This window comes from Streptomyces sp. NPDC002809, assembly GCF_040295435.1.
GTDB lineage: Bacteria > Actinomycetota > Actinomycetes > Streptomycetales > Streptomycetaceae > Streptomyces.
Genome location: NZ_JBEOVJ010000032.1, coordinates 27,727 through 46,967, shown reverse-complemented (window position 1 = coordinate 46,967; position 19,241 = coordinate 27,727). Strand labels below are relative to the sequence as shown.

Here is a 19,241-nt window from a genome sequence, read left to right as displayed (position 1 = left end):
CGTTCTACGCCCAGGAGGACGCGGACAGCGGATCGGTGCCGGTGAGTGTGAGCAGACCGAGGCTGTGGTCGGGGGTCCAGCAACCGCCGGCGGAGTGGACGAGGTGGGTCTTCCAACTCGTTGTCACCAGCCAGTAGTTGCCGTTGCGGTACGAGATCCGGGGGCCGCCCCCTGCTACGCCTTGGCCGGGTTGCTGTACGGGCGCCCCTCGGCCGCCGATGCGGGTGCCGGCTGCCCCAGGACCGGCGCGAGCAGCAGGGCGCTCAGCAGGGTCAGTAGGCGAGCGGACGCGCTGCCCGGCACGAGGGCCAGGAGAAGCGCGGCGGGGAGGACCGCGAGGATCCTTCTGCGGGTGGTACGGCTCATGAGGGGACCTCCTGCGTTCGGGTACGGGAGGAGCGCGGGCTCGTACCGCAGTCGCCACGGAGGAGCGTGTGGTTGCCGTGAATGCCACCGGCTGAGGAAGTCCGGCGATGCGGTGCGACTCCGCAATGTTCGGCATTTCGAATGATGCCGAGTTCACCGGTGTGCGCGGAAGAACTCGGTGAGGTCGTGCGCAAGGAGTTCGGGCTCTTCGTGGGCGGCGAAGTGTCCGCCGCGAGGCATGCGCGTGTACCTCGTGATGTTGTACGTGCGCTCGGCCCAACTGCGGGGCGGCTGGGTGAGGTCGGCCGGGAACAGGGCGAGGGCCGTGGGCACGTCGACCCGCTCGACCCTCCTCGTCAGCCGCTGGGCGTATTCGTAGTAGGGCCGGAAGGAGGTCGAGACGGTGCGGGTGAACCAGTAGAGCGACGCCTGCGTGAGGAGGAAGTCGTCGCTGAACCGGGACGACAGGTCACCACCGCAGTCGCTCCACGCACGGTACTTCTCGACGATCCAGGCAAGCAGCCCGGTCGGCGAGTCGGCCAGGCCATAGCTCAGCGTCAGGGGGCGGGTGCTCTGTTGGTGCTGGTACCCGCCCTCTTCCGCGGACCACACTGCGACGGAATCGAGGTACGCCTGCTCCTCGGGGGTGACATCAGCGGCGTCATGGGCGGCCGGGCCGGCGACGGCCATCAGATGGATGCCCACCACTGCCTCGGGGTGAGCTTCGCCGAGCCGGGAGGTGATGCCGGCACCCAGGTCGCCCCCGTGCGCGGCATAGCGCTCGAAGCCGAGTTCGTCGTGCATGAGCCGGTGCCAGATCTCATGTGTCTGCGGCGGCCGAGCGAGCGAGGGCCGTTGAGGCGAGAAGGCGAATCCGGGCAGCGAGGGGACGATGACGGTGAACGCGTCGGCTGCGTCGCCTCCGTACCGCGACGGCTCGGCCAGCCGGCGGGCGAGGGCGGTCAGTTCGATGAAGGAGCTGGGCCACCCGTTGGTCAGGACGACCGGCAGGGCTCCGGAGTGTTCGCCGTCGAAGCGAAGGTAGTGGACGGGGGTTCCGTCGATATCGGCGAAATGGGACGGCAGGTCGTTGATGGCGGCCTCGTGGGCACGCCAGTCGTATGCGGAGGCCCAGTACGTGACGAGGCGTCGCAGTTCACCGGAGTCGGTGCCTGCCTCCCAGCCGGTGGCGGGCCAGGGGGTCGGCCAGCGGGTGTTGAGCAGCCGTGAGCGCAGTTCGTTCAGTTCGGTCTCCGGTACGGAGATCAGGGCAGCGTGGGGGGTCATGGGGGCTCCGGAATTCCGGGGAGTGGCGGGAGGCGGCAGAAGGTGGCGGGCCCCGTGGAGCGGTGCCGGCTACTCGACCGATGCGTCGTCGTGGCGAGGCAGCGGTGTGCGTTCCTCGTCGGCCGCAAGGGACGGGGCGTGGCATTGACGGGTGGTGGCGTCGCCCCGGTCGATGAAGTCTTCGTACACCCCGACCTTGAAGCGAATCAGGTCCAGGGACTCCGAGAGCCTGCCGATCTGGGCAGTGACGTGCGCTTGGTGCTCGCGCATGAGCGTGAGCCGCTCCTTCTCGTTGCCGGTCCCTTCTCTGACGAGGTCGGTGTACCGCCTGAGCGCGGGCAGGGGCATGCCCGAGGCGCGGAGAATGATGCAGACGGTCAGCCAGTCGACGTCATCCTGGCCGTAGAAGCGGCGCCCGCCGGGCCCTCGTCGCACGGGATTGACGAAGAGGCCCTCACGCTCGTAGAAGCGCAGCGCGTGAACGCTCAAGCCGGTGCGTTCGGCGACCTGTCCGATGCTCAGACTTGCAGTGGTCTCGACCATGCCAGTCAGGGTAACGGGCTTGATCTAGAGCCGACTCCAGATCCTAGGGTCCCTCGTGCGGCCGACACTTCTGTCGCTCCGCATCCCGGGCTGAACGGACAAGGGGCTTCTCCATGCGCTATCGCACTCTCGGCAGGACCGGTATCGAGGTCAGCGTCCACTGCCTCGGGACCATGATGTTCCAGGACGGCTGCAACTCCGATCACGAGGACTGCGTCCGCATCATCCACGCCGCCCTCGACCAGGGAATCAACTTCGTCGACACCGCTGACATGTACGGACAGGGCGAGTCCGAGGAGATCGTGGGAAAGGCGCTGCGGGGGCGCCGTGACGACGTCGTACTCGCCACCAAGGTCCACTTCCCGATGGGTGAGGGCCGAAACCGCGGTGGCAACTCACGACGTTGGATCCTCAAGGCGGTCGAGGACAGCCTCAGGCGCCTGAAAACCGACTGGATCGACCTCTACCAGGTCCACTTCCCCGACCACTCCACCGACATCGAGGAGACCCTCTCCGTACTCAGTGACCTCGTGCACCAGGGGAAGATCCGGGCCTTCGGCTGCTCGAACTACCAGGCCGACGAGATCGTCGAGGCACACCACGTCTCCGAACGGCGCGGCCTCGGGCGCTTCCGCACCGACCAGCCGCCCTACTCGATCCTGGCCCGCGCGATCGAAGCCTCGCTCCTGCCCGCCTGCGAGCGCTACGGCATGGGGGTCATGGTCTGGAGCCCCCTCGCCTTCGGATTCCTCACCGGCAAACACCGCAGGGATCAGCCCATCGACCTGAATTCCGGACGTGCCGCGCTCCGGCCGGCGTTCTTCGATCCCGCGATCGCCGAGAACACCGCCAAGCTCGACGCCGTCGAACAGCTCGTCGACCTCGCGAGAAGCATCGGCTGCACCCTCCCGCAACTCGCCATAGCCTTCACCGTGGCCCACCCGGCCGTGACCTCGGCGATCATCGGACCGCGGACCATGCAACAGTTGGAGGACCTGCTCCGGGGCGCCGCGCTCACCCTGGACGATGCGGCCCTCGACCGGATCGACGAGATCGTGCCGCCCGGGACGAACCTGTACAACCCCGCAACCTCGTTCCCACCGCGATCACTGACCGAGACCGCCCTGCGGCGCCGCCCGCTCGCCGACCGACCGGCAGCCTGAGTGGCTCCATCGCGGTAACGGCCGGGCCCGCCATTCAGGGCGTCACGGACCTGCGCCGTGCGAGTCTGGTGACTCGGCCGACCCGGCGGCCGTGCCGGGCGGGCCGGCGGTGAGCCCTGGCGGCGGCTACGTGGCGGACTCCTGGTGCCGTGTGGCGTGGAGGCTGCCGAGCAGGGACAGCGCCTGAACACTGGGGCTTCCCGGTTCGGCGTGGTAGATGACCAGCTGCTGGCCCGGCGCGCCGCGGACGTCGAAGGTCTGGTAGACGAGATCAAGGGGGCCGACGTCGGGGTGGAGCAGTTCCTTTCCGGAACGGGACTTCCCGTGCACGGTGTGGGAGGACCACAGGGCGGCGAACTCCTCGCTCTGCTCGGTCAGGGAGCCGACGAGGTCGTGCAGGCGCCGATAGTGCGGGTCCAGCCCCATGGCATGGCGCAGTCCGGCCACGACCGCTTCCGCCGCCCGCCCCCACCGCGTGAAGAAACTCCGTCCGGCAGGGTCGAGGAAGGTCATGCGGGCCATGTTGTCCACGTCCTCGAACGGCGAGAACAGTGCGTCGGCCAGCGCGTTCGAAGCCAGGAAGTCGTTGGCCGGGTTCAGGACGAACGCCGCGGCGTTCGGATACCCGTCCAGCAGCTGCCGCAGCGCGGGACTGACCGCCTCGCTCGGCTGCGGCCGCTCACTCTCCGGTGCGGTGCCCGCCAGCCGGTACATGTGCTCCCGCGCCTCGTCGTCCAGCCGCAGCGCGCTGCTGATCGCTTCGAGTATCTGCGAGGAGGGGCCGCGCTCTCGGCCCTGTTCGAGACGGGCGTAGTAGTCGCTGTTCATCCCGGCCAGGACGGCGACCTCCTCCCGCCGCAACCCCGCCACCCGGCGCGCACCGTAGGAGGCGAGCCCGACGTCGTCGGGCTGCAGGCGGGCGCGGTGGGCACGCAGGAAATCTCCGAGATCGTTACTGGTCATCCCTCCAGGCTAGGCCGCATCCACTCCGCGTGCCTGGGTGCGCCGTGCCCAGGCACGCGCCGCCCTGGTTCGCTCCCCCCGGCCCGCTCAGGCTGGTGGCAGGACTTGCCAACATGAAGGAGCCAATGGTGAGGAACCCTCCGCTGAAGAGAGCGGCCGTGCCCAGCACGGCCAGGATCCTTCTGATCACCGGCGTCAGCAGCGGCCTCGGCCGCGCCTTCGCCACCGCCGCGCTGGACGCTGGCCACACCGTCATCGGTACCGTCCGCAAGGACGCCGACGCACAGGCCTTCACCGCCCTCAGCCCGGAACTCGCCCATGCCCGCATCCTCGACGTCACCGACGACCAAGCCGTGTTCGCCGTGGTGGATGAGGTGGAGAAGACCGTCGGCCCGATCGACGTGCTGATCGCGAACGCCGGCTACGGCCTGGAAGGGACCTTCGAGGAGACGCCCTTGGCGGACCTGCGCGCCCAGTTCGACGTCAACGTCTTCGGCGCCGCATCCACTGTCCAGGCCGTCCTGCCCTTCATGCGTGAACGGCGCCGGGGACACATTCTGGCCGTGACCTCCATGGGCGGCCTGGCCGGCTTCGCCGGAGTGTCCGCCTACTGCGGCAGCAAATACGCACTCGAAGGCATCCTCGAATCCGTCGGCAAGGAAGTCACCGCCTTCGGCATCCACGTCACCGCCATCGAGCCCGGCTCCTTCCGCACCGACTGGGCCGGACGCTCGATGACCCGCGTTCCGCGCACCATCCCCGACTACGACAATCTCTTCGAACCCATCCGCGCCGCACGCCACCAGGCCGACGGCCGGCAGCTCGGCGATCCGGCCCACGCAGCCGCCGCCGTCCTGCACATCCTCGACACACCCGACCCGCCCGCCCACCTCGTCCTCGGCTCCGACGCGCTGCGCCTCGTCCGCGCCGGACGCGACGCCGTCGACCGTGATCTGAACACCTGGGAAGGACTCGCCCGCTCCACCGACTTCGTCCAGGAAGACGACGCGCGCAAGTAGGCGGCCCCGCCCGGCCGCCGCTGTAGCGGACGGCGCGGTGTCCCCCGGGCCGGGCCGCGCGCTGGGTCGCGGCCGGCCGAGGAACAGGCCCTGGACGTCCCGCCCGAGGAACAGGGCCCGTACGTCCCGACCGTGTGAGTGACCGTTCAGTTCTGCCGTGGCAGCAGCTCCGCCTCGAACCGGTCCAGGAAGGCGTCGATGGAGGCGTCGGTGGAAGGATCGGCGGCCCGGGCCCCGGCGGAATAGATCACGAACTTGGTCAGGCCGGCCTCGATGTACGCGTCCAGCAGCCGGTGCAGTTCCGGCCAGCCGGCAGCCACGAGATCCCCGGGGTCGCTCTCCGGAACGCGCCGCCGAATCACCTGGGCGAGGTCGTCCGGGATGCCGCCCTCGGCGACGGTGAGGCTGATCCCGAAGTGGTCGGGCTCGATCTCCCGGCCCGCTTCCGCCGCCGCGGCCTGAATGGCCTCGCGGGCCCGTCCGGCGGCCTCGGGGGTGAGGAACGACCCGAGCCATCCGTCCCCGTACCGCCCGACCCTGCGCAGTCCTGCGGGTGCGCTGCCCCCGAGCCAGATGTCCAAGGGCCTCGCGGGCAGCGGCCCGATCCGTGCGGCGTCGACTCTGAGGAACTCCCCTTCGAATCCGGCGACTTCCCCGCTGAGTGAGGCCCGCAGCAGCTCCAGGGACTCGTCGAACAGCGCCCCGCGCCGTCCCTCGGGTGCGGGGAACAGCTCACGCTCGCCGGTCCGGGCGGGCTGGAGCCCGAACACCGGGAGCACGCGCCGGGGCGAAAGACCGGCCAGGGACGCCAACTGCTTTGCGACCAGCACCGGGTGACGCCCCGGAAGCACCGCGACCGACGTACCGACCTTCAGCCGGCTCGTCCGTGACAGGGCGTGCGCCATGCCGATGAAGGGATCGACCGCGTCCGAACAGACCTGCTCCGACAGCCAGAGCGAATCCACTCCGCCGCTTTCGAGACGGTCGACGATCCGGCTGAAATCCGACAGGGATGGACCGGCACCGAGTCCCACACCGAAACGGATCTTCATGGCGCTCACGATACGCGCGCGTACGGAGAGGGCGCAGCCACCCGGTCTCAGCCACCGAGCAGAACAGGAAAGGCCTCCATGTCGTTCTGCGTCATCACGGGAAGCTTGCGGATGTCCGCATCCGGCACCGCGAGCCGCAGTTCGGGGAAGCGCCCGAAGAGCGCGGGCAGGGCGATCCCCGCCTCGACGCGGGAGAGCGCCGCACCGGGGCAGATGTGCGGGCCGTGACCGAAGGTCATGTGCCGGATGGGGGTGGGGCGGGTGATGTCGAAGGCGTCGGCGTCGGGGCCGTGCTGCTCCGGGTCGCGGCCGATCACCCGGTAGGAGATGACCACTCCCTCGCCCTTGGCGATGACGCCGTCACCGACCTGGATGTCCTCGGTGGCGAACCGCATCAGCAGGTGGGTGGTCGGGGTGTCCCACCGCAGGGTCTCCTCGATCACGGTCTGCCAGGAGACCTCCCCGCCGAGGACCATCCGCAACTGGTCGGGGTTGGCCAGCAGGGCGCGTACGGCGTTGAGGATGAGCCCGATCGTGGTCTCGTGCCCGGCCGCGACCATCGCCTTGAGGTTGCCGATCACCTCTTCCTCGGTCAGCGGTTCGCCGCCCTCGTCGGCGAGGATGAGCGCGGAGGTCAGGTCGTCGGTCGGCCGCGCGGTCTTCTCCCGTACGAGCCCGGCGTAGAAGACGTCCAGGTCGGCGAGGAGGGCCAGGCGCTCGTCCTGCGGGGTGAGCATCGAGAAGAAGGCCTTGTACCGGCGGGTCAGCATGGCGTTCGCGGCGGGGTCGACCCCCATCAGCATGCCGACGACGCGCATGGGCAGCGGCTGCGCGAACACGGACTTGAGGTCGACGACGGCTCCGCCCCTGCCACCCTCGGCGAGCGCGTCCAGCAGCTCCTCGGTGAACTTCTCGATGTCGGGGCGTATCGCCTCCAGCCGGCGGGGCGTGAGCGCCTGGGAGGTCTTGGTCCGCAGCCGGCGGTGCTCGTCGCCGTCGACGGTGAACATGGACCGGCCGGCGTCGATCATCCCGATGAGCGGCCACGCGTGCGTCACCTCGCCGCTCTGCCACAGCCCCCAGGCGTCGAGGTCCTTCACCAGCCGCGGATCGAGCAGGAGCTGCCGGGCGTCCGCGTGCCGGGTGATGGTCCAGGCCGGAACACCGAGCAGCTCGATCCGGGCCAGTGGCCCGGCGTCGCGCAGCCGCGCCGTCTCACCGTCCAGGTCCTGGACCATCGGGTCGATGACGACGGTCCCGCCGTCCTGGGCTGCTGCCTGGGCGGCGGCGTGAGAGCAGTTCACGAGAAGTCTCCTGTCGTACGAACGGGGGTGAACCGAACAGGGAGCGCGGTGGAGCCTCGAAGGAACGCGGAAGGCCGTCGCACGAGTTCGTCGGCGGGGACACCGAGCTGGAGATCGGGCAGCCTGTCGAGCAGGACCTCGATGCCGGTACGGGCGATGATCTCGGCGATCTCCTGGGCGGGGAACGGGCATCGGTACTCGCCGTGGCTGAAGGCGAGATGTGCGCCGTTGCCGCCCTGTGCGGATGCTCCGGTGTCCGACATGCTCTGGCGGATCAGGGGGTCGGTGTTGGCGGCACCGAGCCCCAGCAGCAGCATGTCCCCGGCCTTGACCCGCTGTCCGCCGAGCTGCGTGTCCCGTACGGCCCAGCGTCCGGCGAGTATCTGGGTGGGCGTGTCCTCCCAGAGCACCTCGTTCATGGCCTCTCCGATGCTGCGCCGGCCGCGGGCCATGGAGTCGGCGAACTCGTCCTCGGTGAGCATCAGCCGAAGGGAGTTGCTGATCCAGTCGGCGGTGGTGAGGTGCCCGGCGGCCGTGATGGCCATCAGGTCGAGCATGTACTCCTCGTCGGTGAAGGCCTCGGGGAAGGCGAGCATGCGCGAGGTCACGTCGTCCCCGGGTGCGGCCCGCTTCGTGGCCACCAGCCGGGCCATGTGTTCCCCGAACCGCAGATGGGCGCTCTGCGCGTCCGGGCCGCCGTCGGCAAGATCCTTCAACACCCGGGCGATGTCGGCGCCTTCGGCGTCGGGGAACCCGATCAGCCGGGCGAGGACGAGGACGGGGAGCGGATCACAGAAGTCGGCGACGAGGTCGGCCGTACCGCGGCTGCACACGTCGTCGATGAGCCGGTCGGCCAACTGCTCGCAGTGGCTGCGGATCTGATGCGTATCGGCGCCTTCGAGGGCCGGACCGACCATACGGGCGTGCCGTCGGTGCTCCTCCCCCGCGCTGAAGTAGATGGACGGCAGGGGGCGCCCCACCATCGGCAACAGGGGCCAGTCGTCGGGGATGTGGGGCCACTGGTTCCACAGACCGACATCACGGGGGAACAGCTCGCCGTCGCTGGTGACTTGATGGAGTTCGCGGTACCCGATGACCAGCCAGGCGGGGAACCCGCCGGGCAGTTCCACGGGGACGACGGGCCCGTGATCACGCCTCATGGCGCGGTAGACGGTCTGGGGTTCGGTCTGGAACCCGGACCCGCCGAGCGGCACGGCCACGGTATGAGCCGGACAGCCGGGAGGCGGTGGAGGAGTGGACGGCGCGGGTTCGGCGGAAGAGGGGCGCGTCATGAGTCCTGACTCCTGTGGCGACAGCTGCAAGCGTCATGATCATGCGATCAACGCACGTTCACTATAAGGATTTTATGTGACGCCGGAACGGTCAACGGCGATCAATCCCGCACCTTGAACAGAGCAACAGGGCGACATCTCAACACAATTGACAAGCATCACGATGTACCGCCCCGGGCGGAGCCGTCCTCGCACAGATCCCCGCCCTGGAGAGCGACGTTGACCAGCCCGGCACCCCTCGCATCCCCAAGTCCGCTGCCTCCGTCGCCTTCACCCTCCTCGAGCCTCAGCGCGTGCCAGCGCTCCAGCCAGTACACACGCCCGCGGTGACCGGCGAGCGTTTCCCGCAGCGCGCCGGGAGCGTGCGTCCAGACCACGGGGAGATCACCCGAGTAGGCGAAGGCGGGGCGCAGTTCGACCCATCCGTCGTCGCGGACGTCACCGGAGGTGAGCAGGATCTCGACGGACCGCCCCGGCTCCTGCAGGCACTTCTTGGCATGGATCCAGTGCACGCGGTGACCCGCGGCATAGCGGGTGCAGTCGTCGCTCCGCACGGAGTCGTTCCGGGTGAGATGACGCAGCATGGTGAGGTTCGCCTTCCGGGGTGAGGACCCCGAGTGCCTGCACCGCGGTCCGCTGTTCCCCGTACCCTGCGCACGGGGCAGGTCGTCACCCGGAGCACCCGCAGCGGAGCGGGGTGCCGTCCAGCAAGCCGGGGCTGTGCACTGGAACTCATGACCCGTCCACGACTCCAACCCACGCACACGGCAGGCCCCGACGGGTGGTCAGGAGTGCGCAGCGCCGGAGCGGCGGGTGGTCCGGAGCGCGTGGCGCCCGGCCACGGGCCCCACCCACCCCCGGACACCCGCCGGCCGGGGCCACTCACCCGGTGACGAGGCCCGGGTCGCTCGAACCGGCCCGGCCCGTCTCGACGTGCCCGGCGAAGCGCCGCAGGAAGGTGGCGTCCACGTCGGAGACGACGGTGACGTCGTACCAACTCCCGCTTCCCCGCAGGTCAAGCACGTGCTTCACGGTCGCGCCGGCGCGGACCGCGAAGGCCTGCACCCCTCCCCCGTACCCGACGGCACTGCGCGCGCTCAGGCGTACGGTCGCGGAACCGCCATTGACGAAGGTCAGCTCAAGCCCACCTGTGGCGGCGTCATGACGAGCTGTCACCTCCGGCCCCGCTGTCTTCCCGTCCGCCCGGAAGGTGCGCAGGAATCCGTTGGGGCCATGAACGGTGAGGTCGGTCACTCCCTTGGAGTAGGCGGTGTTCCAGCTGTCCGAGAGGGACTTTCCGGCCTCGGTGGTGTAGGTCCAGGGCCCGTCGGTGCGATTCGCGGAAGTCACGAGGAACTGCGCCCCTGCGGCGGCGCCGCCACTGAAGGTGAGCCGGTACTTGCCGGTGGCCGTATCGGCGGCGCCGTCCACGAAGGGCGCGTAACGCAACGGCCGAGTGGGGCGCGCCCCCTTCTCCTGCTTGGGCACACTGCCGGTGGCGGGCGGCGCGGGGACGTAGTCGGGGTGCCGGAGACGGTCCGGAGGCTCGTAGGCATCCGTCGACGGCAGCGAGACGTCCGAGGTGTCCGTACGGCGGAAGTCGAAGGCCGAGGTGAGATCGCCGCAGACGGCCCGCCGCCAGGGCGAGATGTTGGGCTCGCGCACACCGAAGCGCTGCTCGATGAACCGGATCACGGAGGTGTGGTCGAAGACCTCGGAACACGCGAACCCACCGGTGCTCCACGGGGAGACCACCAGCATGGGCACCCGCTGGCCGAGCCCGTACGGCCCGGCTGCGTACCGGATGTCCCCGGGGAAGTAGTCGGCGGAGGTGTCCACGGTGGACAGGCCCTGCGAGGCCCCCGACGGCACGAAGGGCGGAACGACGTGATCGAAGAAGCCGTCGTTCTCGTCGTAGGTGATGAAGAGGGCCGTCCGGCCCCAGACCTCGGGGTCGGCGGTCAGCGCGTCAAGGACCTGCGAGATGTACCAGGCACCGTAATTCGCGGGCCAGTTGGGGTGCTCGCTGTACGCCTCCGGGGCGACGATCCAGGACACCTTCGGCAGCGTCCCGGCCCGGACATCGGCCTTCAGGTCATCGAGCAGCCCTCCACCGTTCTTGATGTCGGTCCCTGTGCGCGCCTTGTCGTACAGCGGATCTCCGGGCTGGGCTTCGCGGTAACTATTGAAGTACAGAAGCGAGTTGTCGCCGTACGTGCCCCGATAGGCATCGTTGATCCACCCCCAGGACCCGGCCGCGTCGAGCCCGTCACCGATGTCCTGGTAGACCTTCCACGACACCCCGGCCTGCTCCAGCCGCTCGGGATAGGTGGTCCAGCCGTACCCCGCCTCGTCGTTGCCGAGCACAGGGCCCCCGCCGGACCCGTCGTTCCCCGTGTGTCCGCTCCACAGGTAGTAGCGGTTCGGGTCGGTCGACCCGATGAACGAGCAGTGGTACGCGTCGCAGACGGTGAACGCGTCGGCGAGGGCGTAGTGGAACGGTATGTCCTCACGGGTGAGGTGAGCCATCGTCGTCGCGGTCTTGGCGGGCACCCACTGGTCGTACGCACCCTTGTTGAACGCCCGGTGCCCGCCCGCCCAGTCGTGGTTCAGGTCCCGGAGGAACTGCATCCCGAGCTCGTCGGCGGGCGGCCGGAACGGCAGCACCTCCCTGCCGAGGAGGTCCTTCTGATGCCAGACCGGCTTTCCGCTGGGCAGCGTGACGGGCCGCGGGTCACCGAAGCCGCGGACGCCGTTCATGGTGCCGAAGTAGTGGTCGAAGGAACGGTTCTCCTGCATCAGCACGACGATGTGCTCGACGTCCCGGAGGGAGCCTGTACGGCCCCGCGCGGGAAGGGATGCGGCGCGGGCGATGCTGCTCGACAACGCGGTGTAGGCGGCCGTTCCTCCGGCGAGTTGCAGGAGGCGGCGACGGTTGAGTTCTGCCATGAGTGGGGGCCTCTGCAGGGTGAGGGGATGTGGGGGCGGAAGCGACTGGAGTGTTCCAGAATCGACGTGCCCTGCGGAAGACCCGTGCAGTGTGCACGGGGTGGCGGTAGGCCGAACACTCGGCGACGGAGCGGGTCGGAGCCTGCGCCGTGCCCGTCGTCCGCGCCATCCCACCCGGCCACAGCACTGACCACGGCCCTGCACGTCCTGCCGGAGGCAGGGCCAGGCGCTGGCGAGGCAGCGGAAACCGCCCTGGAACCGGCCATCCTGCTGGAGCTGCTGGCAACCGATTTCTCGGCCGCCTCCGGGTACGCGCAGCTGATGCGAGCGGACCGGAGCAGCGCCGACGGACCCGGGCCGCGTTGGACGAGGTGCGCAACCTGCCGGACGAGGCTGAACAGAACACCATCCAGCACCAGTTCGGCCGGGCGTCAGTGGATGTGCGGCGCGGCCCGGACGGTGCTCTGGACGGGCTGTCCGTCCGGACGGACTTCGAATCGCACTCCGCGGACCACTACCGACTGCTGGCGGAGATCACGCGCGGCCCCACGCCCGGGATCGGCGAAGGCCGCACCGTACAGGACACCTCAAGGGCCCTTCCCTTCCTCCCCCGCACCGCAACCGTCATCGCCATCGGCATCGGCATCGGCATCGGCCAACACTGGTAATTTTGCGGCTGATCACGTGTTGGTCCCGGCGGGTTCCGCCGGGTCGAGAGGGCGGGCTGCATACGTGCAAATCTCACAGGTCCTGGACAAGGTCGACGCAGGCGATATCGCCCTCCCAGAATTTCAGCGCGGATATGTGTGGACCCGCGACCAGGTGCGCGGATTCTTCCAGTCGCTGTATCGCGGCTACCCCATCGGCGGCTTCCTCACCTGGAGCACCAAGGCGGAAAGTGCCGACACGCGAGGCGAATCGTCGGGGAAGGACGGCACCATTCAGTTGCTGCTGGACGGGCAGCAAAGGGTCACCACTCTGTACGGCGTGACGCGTGGCCGGCCGCCGCGCTTCTTCGAGGGCAATCCCTCCACGTTGACCGGCCTGCACTTCAATCTGCAGGACGAGACGTTCGAGTTCTACGCCCCGACGAAGATGAAGGGCAACCCGGTCTGGGTGGACGTCACCGCCCTGTGCCAGGGCGGGCTGGGCAGTCAGTTGCTGGCGGTCACCCAACTCGCCGAGGGAGACACGGCACTCCAGTCGACGTACATCGAGCGCCTCAATCGCATCACGCAGATCAAGGAACGCATCGTTCACATCGACGAGGTCACCGGTGAGGACAAGACCATCGACGTGGTCGTCGAGATCTTCAACCGCGTGAACTCCGGTGGCACCAAACTCTCCAAGGGAGACCTGGCGCTGGCCGCCATCTGCGCGGCGTGGCCCGAAGCGCGACCGACCATGAACCAGGCTCTGGGCGACTGGTCGGCGGCCGGGTACGACTTCAAGCTCGACTGGCTGCTGCGCAACACCAACGCCGTGCTCACCGGCGAGGCTCAGTTCTCCAAGCTCGACAAGGTGAGCGTGCCGGAGTTCCGCACCGGCCTGACGGAGACCATCGACTCGGTCTCGTACCTGCTCAACGCGCTCGGTGGCAGGCTCGGCCTGGACCACGGACGGGTGCTGAACGGCAGGACCGCCGCGTTCCCCGTCATGAGCCGCCTGCTTCACCGGCACGGCGGACGGTTCCCGGACGCCATGACCCGCGACCGCCTCTTCCACTGGTACGTGCACAGCTTCCTCTGGGGCCGCCACACGGGATCGACCGAAACCGCGTTGAACCAGGACCTCCAGGCACTCGACGACGGTGGCATCGACCAGTTGATCGACGTGCTGCGCCGCAGCCGCGGTGGCCGTCTCGATGTGCACGCGGACGATTTCATCGGGTCCAGCATGGGCTCACGCTTCTATCCGCTGCTCTACCTGCTGACGCGGGTGTACGGAGCACAGGACTTCGTGAGCGGTGTGCCGTTGAAGGACGGCATGCTCGGCCGGCTCAGCTCCCTCCAGGTGCACCACATCTTCCCGAAGGCCCGCCTGTACAAGTACGGATACAGCCGGGCCGAGGTGAACGCCGTGGCCAACTTCTGCTTCCTCACCCAGGACAGCAACCTGCACATCGGCGCCAAGGACCCGGCCGGGTATCTGCAGGAGGTCGAGGACCGGATGCCGGGCACGCTGGCCACCCAATGGGTTCCGATGGACCGTGACCTCTGGCGGATCGAGAGGTACCCGGACTTCCTCGCCGCCCGCCGCGAGCTCCTGGCCGCCGCCGCCAACGGCTTCCTCCAGGCCCTCCACGACGGCCCCTCCCCCGTGGAACTGCAGACGTCTACGACGCTCGCCACGCCCCCGGCGCCGGCGACCGTCGCCGACCCCCGCGACGAGGACGAGGTTCCGGGCCTCGCCGAACTGCTCACCGAGCTGGCGGAGGCCGACCTCGCATCCCCGGAACTGGACTGCGAGGTCAACGACCTGCGCACGGGTGAAGCGATCATCGTCGCCGCCGCCTACTGGCCCCAGGGGCTCCAGGAGGAGGTGGGGGTTCCGGTCGTCCTCGCCCCGGAGACCAGCCCCGACGAGCTGGCAGTGCTTGAGGCGGGCAACTACCGGGTGTTCCACAGCACCGATGCGCTGCGCCGCTACATCGGTCACCTGCGGACGGAGCAGACGGCGGCCTGACGGCTGCCCGGCCTGGCGTCCCGGGTCCCCCGGCTTCCGCGCATTTGCGGTGCCGGGGGACGTTGTCAACCCAACTGGGCTGCGCAAAGGCCCAGTTCCATTCGACTCGGGCCAGTTCAACAAACTGCCCCGCCTCCGTCACCCAGGGATGGGGAGCCCGGAACCGGGTCAGGCCCTCCATGGAATCCACCATGGCGTCCTTCTGCACACAGGGTCACGAAGGCACTCCCGGAGCCCCCGTAGCCGACCTCGGGGGCGGCGGGCCGGCCCGTGAAGTCCCACCGCACTGTGGCTGGGGTGTCTTTCGGTCATCCGGCGTTGGTTGCCATGGGGGAAGCGCCCCGACAGGAGACGTCCGACGGCCGCCAGAAGGTCAGTCGAGCTCGTTGAAGCCGTAGCCGGAGCCCTGTGTCGCGAGCTTGATCTGCAGGGTCCGGTATCCCGGCTCGCCTTCGGCCGCGTATTTGCCCCAGTACTGGCATGTGTATCCGGTATCGGCACCGTACGCGAAGGTCTTCGCGGCGGGCAGCTTTTCGCAGGCGACCTTGCTGGCGTCCGTGCGCCCCGACCCGGAGCCGTACTGCTCGTTGATCAGCTGGTAGACGAGCTTGCCGACCAACAGGCCCTTCTTGGGCTCTTTGGTGTAAGAGATGATGCTGCTGCCCGAGGTGTAGCTGTCGCCGATCTTGACCTCGTAGGGGATCTCGGCCCCCTCGTACGTCACCACGCACTGGCTGACCGCGCCCGCCTTCTTGGTCACCCCGTCCGCGCACTTGGCGCTGGTCTTCCCGGGGACCTTGGCGATGCTGAGCACGTCCTCGCGCAGCGCGTGCTCCACCTTCTGCTCCAGGGGAGCGCCGGTCCCCGGGATGGGGGTGACCCTGAGCTCGTCACCGCTGGGGCGCATGTGCACGTCCGCCTGCGGGCCGGTGATGGCCACGGGCAGAGCCTTCGCGGCAGCGTTCGCTCCATCACCACCGGCAGTGTCGTCGGAACCGCAGCCCGCGCTGAGCAGTACCACCGCAGTCACGGCTGTCACGCCGGTGAGGAATCTGTGAGATCGCATGGGGGGAGAATAGACGCTGCCACGGACAGTCCCGACCGGGCCGGTCCCGACCAGAGCTTGCCACCGCCCCGTGACGGTGGCGCTCCTCCGCGGGGGCAGACCGTCCCGCCGAACTCGTGCGTGGCGGGACGGACCTCTGGCATCGCCTGCGCGAGCCGACCGGGACGCCGCGCCCGAATGGAACAGGCCGGGCCGAAGGCGGTCAGGCGGACGGCAGCTCGCCGTCGGCCGACCGGCGGCCTCCGTAAGAGGTGACCAGCGCGTCTGCCACGATCGCGGTGTCCTCCTCGGCCACGTCCGCCGGATACTCCGGCAGCAAGTCGTCCCAGACGGGCATCCACGACCCGTACAGCTGGGCCTGCCCCTCGGGACGGGCGAAGAACCAGATGTGCAGATGGGCACCGCCGTCGCCGATGCGGTAGACGTGCGCCCGTGAGATGTGCGGCAACGCCTGCACATGGCGGGCGATATGAGTGGTCAGCACCCCCAGTTCGGCCGCGAGCTCGTCAGGCAGGTCCGCCAGGTCGTAGTGGTCACGCGGATACAGCATCAACACCAGCGGCACACCCACGCCCGGAATCCGGGTGAGCCGCCGGCGGTCGTCGAGCCAGACCCCTTCGTCACGGTCGCGGCACGCGGCACAGTCCGCCGGGTCCTCGCCGTGCCGCGCCGGTTCGGGCAGGACCCGCGGGCGCATCGGCGCGACGCGCAGGCCGTCCGGCTCGAACGGGCTGACGTCCCAACCGGTCATGCGGGCCAGTGGGAGCCGTCGCTCACCATCCGCGGCGGTCCGTGCGTGGGCGTAGAACTCGTCGGGTCGCAGCGCCACGGCCGAAGACTGCTGTTGCCCGATTCTGTCCGACGGCACGGGAGCGCCTGGCCCCGGGCGTCGGTCGCCGGGCTCCGGATCGCGGTACACCCAGGGTGAACAGCCGCTCTCTTCAGGGACTTCGACACCCAGCTCCGTGCCGCGTTCCCCCTTCTCCGGGGCCTGCCTCCACCCTCCCCTGGGGGATAACCCTCAGGGAGGTCGGGGGGAAACCGGGTCGTGCGGAGGACGCCGGGTCCGTAGGTTCTGGAGTGGAATAAGCACACCGCTTCACACAGCCTTCGGAGGCCCACTCGTGACCGCCCCTTCGCTCCAGCCGACGCGCACGTTTCACCCGGCCCTGGTGGCCTTCGTGCGCTTTGTGATCTGCGGTGGCGGGGTCGGGGTTGCCTCCAGCGGTGTTCTGGTCCTCCTCCACGACCGGATGCCGCTGGTCCTCGCCAATGCGCTGGTCACTGTCGTCTCCACCGTGATCGCGACCGAGCTGCACAGCCGGGTCTCGTTCCGCAGTGACCGCAGAGGGTGGGGCGTCCACCTCCAGTCGGGGCTGACCGTCGCCGTGAGCTACGCCTTCACGACCGGGGCGCTGCTCTGCCTGTACGCGGTCCGGTCCGAGCCTTCGGCGATCGTTCAGCAGAGCGTCTACCTGTCGGCTTCGGCGATCGCCGGCGCCGGGCGGTTCGCGCTGCTGCGCGTCGTCGTCTTCGGGGAGCGCAGGGTGGGCGGGACGCGTGGAGCATCGCTCGGCAAGACGTCCGTGGCCATGGCTGCCTGAGTTCGACGCCTCTGGGTACTGGGCTGCGCGGTTCGGTCGTTCCCCCTGCCCATTGGATATCGTGGCGGATCGGCCGGGCAGCAGCGCGGCCCGTGAGTCGAGCGGGGGCCGCAGGTGGCACAGAGGCTGGACGGGTGGGTGCGGGTACCCGTCGGGGGCGACGCGGCGCGGTGGGTCACACGCGGGGCGTGCCTGCGGGTCCTGATCGTCGTGCACAACGTCACCGCCGCCACACGCCTCCTCGATGTGCTGCCGCTCTTCGATGACGATCTGCGGATCCAGCTCCTCGCCACCTGCCCGGGGTCGTCGGCGTTCTCCGCCGGCACGGCCGAACTGCTTGCCGAAACCGGGGTGCCCGTCCTGCCGTGGGAGCAGGCCACGCAGACACCGGTCGATCTGGTGCTCTCCGCCAGCTTCGGCGGCCAACTGGAGGCGTTTCGGGGGAAGCTGGCCGTCCTCTCACATGGCGTTGGATACACTAAGAGGCTGGCGACACCGGACACCGGACACCGGACACCGGACACCGGGTCGGGGCCGGGGCCGGGGCCGGACGGTGTGCCCGTCTTCGGGAACGCGCCTCAGTGGGTTCTGGCCGATGACGGTGTGCCCCTCGCCGACGCCCTCGTCCTCTCCCATCCCGAACAGGTCGACCGGCTGCGCGCCGCGTGTCCCGAGGCCGCGCCGACCGCTGTTCTCGCCGGTGATCCCTGCTTCGACCGGATGCTCGCCGCCCGCCCCTACCGCGAGCGGTTCCGGCGTGCGCTCGGGGTGCGGGCGGGGCAGCGTCTGATCGTCCTCAGTTCCACCTGGAACCCCGAGTCCCTCTTCGGAGACGGGCGCGGAGACGAGGGCGGCAGGAGCGATGGAGGTACGGGCGGGAGTGATGTGCTGTCGGCCCTGTTGCCCCGGCTCGCCCGTGAGTTCCCTGTCGACGAGTACCGGTTCGCGGCCGTCCTGCATCCCAATATCTGGCACGGACACGGCCCCGGCCAGGTCCGCGCCTGGCTCGACCGGGCGCGGCGTTGCGGGCTGGTGCTGGTCGACCCGCTGGAGGGGTGGCGGCAGGCTCTGCTCGCCGCCGATGCCGTGATCGGGGACCACGGCTCGGTGACGTACTACGCGGCGGCTCTCGGCATCCCGGTGCTGCTGGCGGCCGCCCCGCTGCACGAGCTCGATCCCGGCGCGCCGATCTCCGCCTTCATGCGGGAGGCTCCCCGGCTCGCTCCCGGGGAGCCGCTGCGTGAGCAGGTCGAGCGGCTCGTCGATCGTCATCGGCCGCTGCCCGGGCCGGCCGGGTTCACCACCTCGGTGCCGGGTGAGGCCGCGGTCCGGTTGCGGGCGTTGTTCTACTCGATGATGGGTGCGGCTGAGCCGGAGTGGGCCGCCACCCTGGAGCCGTTGCCCCTGCCGGGGCTCGCGACGGTCACCGTCACCGCCCCGCTCCACGTGGTCACCCTGGTCGACCGTCCGGGCGAGGTGTCCGTCTCCCGGTGGGGCGGATCCCCGTCCGCTGCGGGGCCGGGGAGCGGGGACGTACACATCGCGGTGCATGAGGACACCCGTGACGTGGATCAGTTGGATCTCGCCGATGTCATCTTCCGGGACGGGCCGCCCGATGATCCTCGCTTCGGGTCTCCGTCCGTCTGGACGGACGAGGTGTTGCGGCGGTACCAGGGGTGCTCGCTGGCCGCGTTCGTCGTCGGGCCGGACACCTGCGTTGTCCGCCTGCGGCGGGGTGACCTCCTGCGGTTGATGGGGGCCGGCGTGGACCCCGGCGTCTGCGCCTCGGCTCTGCATGCGCTGCTCGGGCCGGGGAGCGGAAGTGACGAAGGTGTACGAGCGCGGCTCGCGCGTGTGGTGGATGACGGGTTCCTGGTACGCGTCGGGGGCCGGGACGCATGCGTGCGTGTGGTCCGGGCCCCCGACCACAGGGAGGAGTGAAGGGATC

At 69.5% G+C, this 19,241-nt stretch carries 18 protein-coding genes and 1 riboswitch; of the genes, 6 read left to right on the top strand and 12 right to left on the bottom strand.

Annotation, left to right across the window (positions count from 1 at the left end; genetic code table 11):
• Positions 1-4 precede the first annotated feature (4 nt).
• The 4 genes from ABT025_RS20400 to ABT025_RS20385 all read right to left on the bottom strand — a co-directional run bounded on the left by ABT025_RS20400 (position 5) and on the right by ABT025_RS20385 (position 2,196).
• Positions 5-127 (bottom strand): hypothetical protein, encoded by a 123-nt coding sequence (locus ABT025_RS20400; protein WP_350996077.1) that lies wholly within the window; start codon positions 125-127, stop codon positions 5-7.
• 47 nt (positions 128-174) lie between these two features.
• Positions 175-366 (bottom strand): hypothetical protein, encoded by a 192-nt coding sequence (locus tag ABT025_RS20395; RefSeq protein WP_350996075.1) that lies wholly within the window; start codon positions 364-366, stop codon positions 175-177.
• A gap of 153 nt (positions 367-519) precedes the next feature.
• The gene (locus tag ABT025_RS20390; RefSeq protein ID WP_350996072.1) at positions 520-1,653 is read right to left on the bottom strand and encodes an epoxide hydrolase family protein; all 1,134 of its coding nucleotides are present in this window, start codon (positions 1,651-1,653) and stop codon (positions 520-522) included.
• 69 nt (positions 1,654-1,722) lie between these two features.
• Positions 1,723-2,196 carry a MerR family transcriptional regulator gene (locus ABT025_RS20385; RefSeq protein ID WP_350996069.1) on the bottom strand — a complete coding sequence of 158 codons (474 nt, stop codon included), beginning with the start codon at positions 2,194-2,196 and terminating at the stop codon, positions 1,723-1,725.
• A 113-nt stretch (positions 2,197-2,309) separates the two neighbouring features.
• Between ABT025_RS20385 and ABT025_RS20380 the strand changes: the two genes are divergently transcribed.
• Entirely contained in the window at positions 2,310-3,359 is a 1,050-nt protein-coding gene (locus ABT025_RS20380) for an aldo/keto reductase (RefSeq protein ID WP_350996066.1), read from the top strand.
• Positions 3,360-3,485: 126 nt separating this feature from the next.
• On the opposite strand, the gene ABT025_RS20375 is transcribed toward ABT025_RS20380, so the two are convergent.
• Positions 3,486-4,322 (bottom strand): helix-turn-helix transcriptional regulator, encoded by an 837-nt coding sequence (locus ABT025_RS20375; RefSeq protein WP_350996063.1) that lies wholly within the window; start codon positions 4,320-4,322, stop codon positions 3,486-3,488.
• A 125-nt stretch (positions 4,323-4,447) separates the two neighbouring features.
• On the opposite strand from ABT025_RS20375, the gene ABT025_RS20370 reads away from it, so the two are divergent.
• Entirely contained in the window at positions 4,448-5,341 is an 894-nt protein-coding gene (locus ABT025_RS20370) for an oxidoreductase (RefSeq protein ID WP_350996060.1), read from the top strand.
• Between the two features lie 146 nt (positions 5,342-5,487).
• Here ABT025_RS20370 and ABT025_RS20365 read toward each other — a convergent pair whose 3' ends face one another.
• From ABT025_RS20365 to ABT025_RS20345, 5 genes are all read right to left on the bottom strand, one after another.
• The gene (locus tag ABT025_RS20365; RefSeq protein ID WP_350996057.1) at positions 5,488-6,393 is read right to left on the bottom strand and encodes a TIGR03854 family LLM class F420-dependent oxidoreductase; all 906 of its coding nucleotides are present in this window, start codon (positions 6,391-6,393) and stop codon (positions 5,488-5,490) included.
• Positions 6,394-6,440: 47 nt separating this feature from the next.
• The gene (locus ABT025_RS20360; protein ID WP_502971990.1) at positions 6,441-7,697 is read right to left on the bottom strand and encodes a cytochrome P450 family protein; all 1,257 of its coding nucleotides are present in this window, start codon (positions 7,695-7,697) and stop codon (positions 6,441-6,443) included.
• Positions 7,694-8,989 (bottom strand): cytochrome P450, encoded by a 1,296-nt coding sequence (locus ABT025_RS20355; RefSeq protein ID WP_350996054.1) that lies wholly within the window; start codon positions 8,987-8,989, stop codon positions 7,694-7,696. Before ABT025_RS20355 ends, ABT025_RS20360 begins: the two co-directional genes overlap by 4 nt.
• A 158-nt stretch (positions 8,990-9,147) precedes the next feature.
• Positions 9,148-9,573 carry a hypothetical protein gene (locus tag ABT025_RS20350; protein WP_350996052.1) on the bottom strand — a complete coding sequence of 142 codons (426 nt, stop codon included), beginning with the start codon at positions 9,571-9,573 and terminating at the stop codon, positions 9,148-9,150.
• A gap of 46 nt (positions 9,574-9,619) precedes the next feature.
• A riboswitch (SAM riboswitch) is annotated at positions 9,620-9,729 on the bottom strand.
• A gap of 142 nt (positions 9,730-9,871) precedes the next feature.
• Positions 9,872-11,938, bottom strand: coding sequence for a phosphocholine-specific phospholipase C (locus ABT025_RS20345; RefSeq protein ID WP_350996049.1), 2,067 nt, complete (start codon positions 11,936-11,938; stop codon positions 9,872-9,874).
• A 362-nt stretch (positions 11,939-12,300) separates the two neighbouring features.
• Here ABT025_RS20345 and ABT025_RS20340 point away from each other — a divergent pair, with 362 nt between their 5' ends.
• Together ABT025_RS20340 and ABT025_RS20335 are read left to right on the top strand one after the other, a co-directional pair.
• On the top strand, positions 12,301-12,606 hold the full coding sequence (locus ABT025_RS20340) for a hypothetical protein (RefSeq protein ID WP_350996046.1): 306 nt from the start codon (positions 12,301-12,303) through the stop codon (positions 12,604-12,606).
• A 64-nt stretch (positions 12,607-12,670) separates the two neighbouring features.
• Positions 12,671-14,623 (top strand): GmrSD restriction endonuclease domain-containing protein, encoded by a 1,953-nt coding sequence (locus tag ABT025_RS20335; RefSeq protein WP_350996044.1) that lies wholly within the window; start codon positions 12,671-12,673, stop codon positions 14,621-14,623.
• Positions 14,624-14,996: 373 nt separating this feature from the next.
• Here the strand turns inward: ABT025_RS20335 and ABT025_RS20330 are convergent, their stop codons facing one another.
• On the bottom strand, positions 14,997-15,689 hold the full coding sequence (locus ABT025_RS20330) for a hypothetical protein (RefSeq protein WP_350996041.1): 693 nt from the start codon (positions 15,687-15,689) through the stop codon (positions 14,997-14,999).
• 202 nt (positions 15,690-15,891) lie between these two features.
• Positions 15,892-16,518, bottom strand: coding sequence for an HIT family protein (locus ABT025_RS20325; protein ID WP_350996033.1), 627 nt, complete (start codon positions 16,516-16,518; stop codon positions 15,892-15,894).
• A gap of 295 nt (positions 16,519-16,813) precedes the next feature.
• Between ABT025_RS20325 and ABT025_RS20320 the strand changes: the two genes are divergently transcribed.
• Entirely contained in the window at positions 16,814-17,293 is a 480-nt protein-coding gene (locus ABT025_RS20320) for a GtrA domain-containing protein (RefSeq protein ID WP_350996030.1), read from the top strand.
• 114 nt (positions 17,294-17,407) lie between these two features.
• Complete coding sequence (locus ABT025_RS20315; protein ID WP_350996027.1) at positions 17,408-19,234, top strand: CDP-glycerol glycerophosphotransferase family protein; 1,827 nt, start codon at positions 17,408-17,410, stop codon at positions 19,232-19,234.
• Positions 19,235-19,241: the final 7 nt, after the last annotated feature.

Bases quoted from the DNA above. Each gene is read 5' to 3' on its own strand.
- ABT025_RS20395 (WP_350996075.1), bottom strand. From the start codon at position 366: ATGAGCCGTACCACCCGCAGAAGGATCCTCGCGGTCCTCCCCGCCGCG.
- ABT025_RS20390 (WP_350996072.1), bottom strand. From the start codon at position 1,653: ATGACCCCCCACGCTGCCCTGATCTCCGTACCGGAGACCGAACTGAAC.
- ABT025_RS20385 (WP_350996069.1), bottom strand. From the start codon at position 2,196: ATGGTCGAGACCACTGCAAGTCTGAGCATCGGACAGGTCGCCGAACGC.
- ABT025_RS20380 (WP_350996066.1), top strand. From the start codon at position 2,310: ATGCGCTATCGCACTCTCGGCAGGACCGGTATCGAGGTCAGCGTCCAC.
- ABT025_RS20375 (WP_350996063.1), bottom strand. From the start codon at position 4,322: ATGACCAGTAACGATCTCGGAGATTTCCTGCGTGCCCACCGCGCCCGC.
- ABT025_RS20370 (WP_350996060.1), top strand. From the start codon at position 4,448: ATGGTGAGGAACCCTCCGCTGAAGAGAGCGGCCGTGCCCAGCACGGCC.
- ABT025_RS20365 (WP_350996057.1), bottom strand. From the start codon at position 6,393: ATGAAGATCCGTTTCGGTGTGGGACTCGGTGCCGGTCCATCCCTGTCG.
- ABT025_RS20355 (WP_350996054.1), bottom strand. From the start codon at position 8,989: ATGACGCGCCCCTCTTCCGCCGAACCCGCGCCGTCCACTCCTCCACCG.
- ABT025_RS20350 (WP_350996052.1), bottom strand. From the start codon at position 9,573: ATGCTGCGTCATCTCACCCGGAACGACTCCGTGCGGAGCGACGACTGC.
- ABT025_RS20345 (WP_350996049.1), bottom strand. From the start codon at position 11,938: ATGGCAGAACTCAACCGTCGCCGCCTCCTGCAACTCGCCGGAGGAACG.
- ABT025_RS20330 (WP_350996041.1), bottom strand. From the start codon at position 15,689: ATGCGATCTCACAGATTCCTCACCGGCGTGACAGCCGTGACTGCGGTG.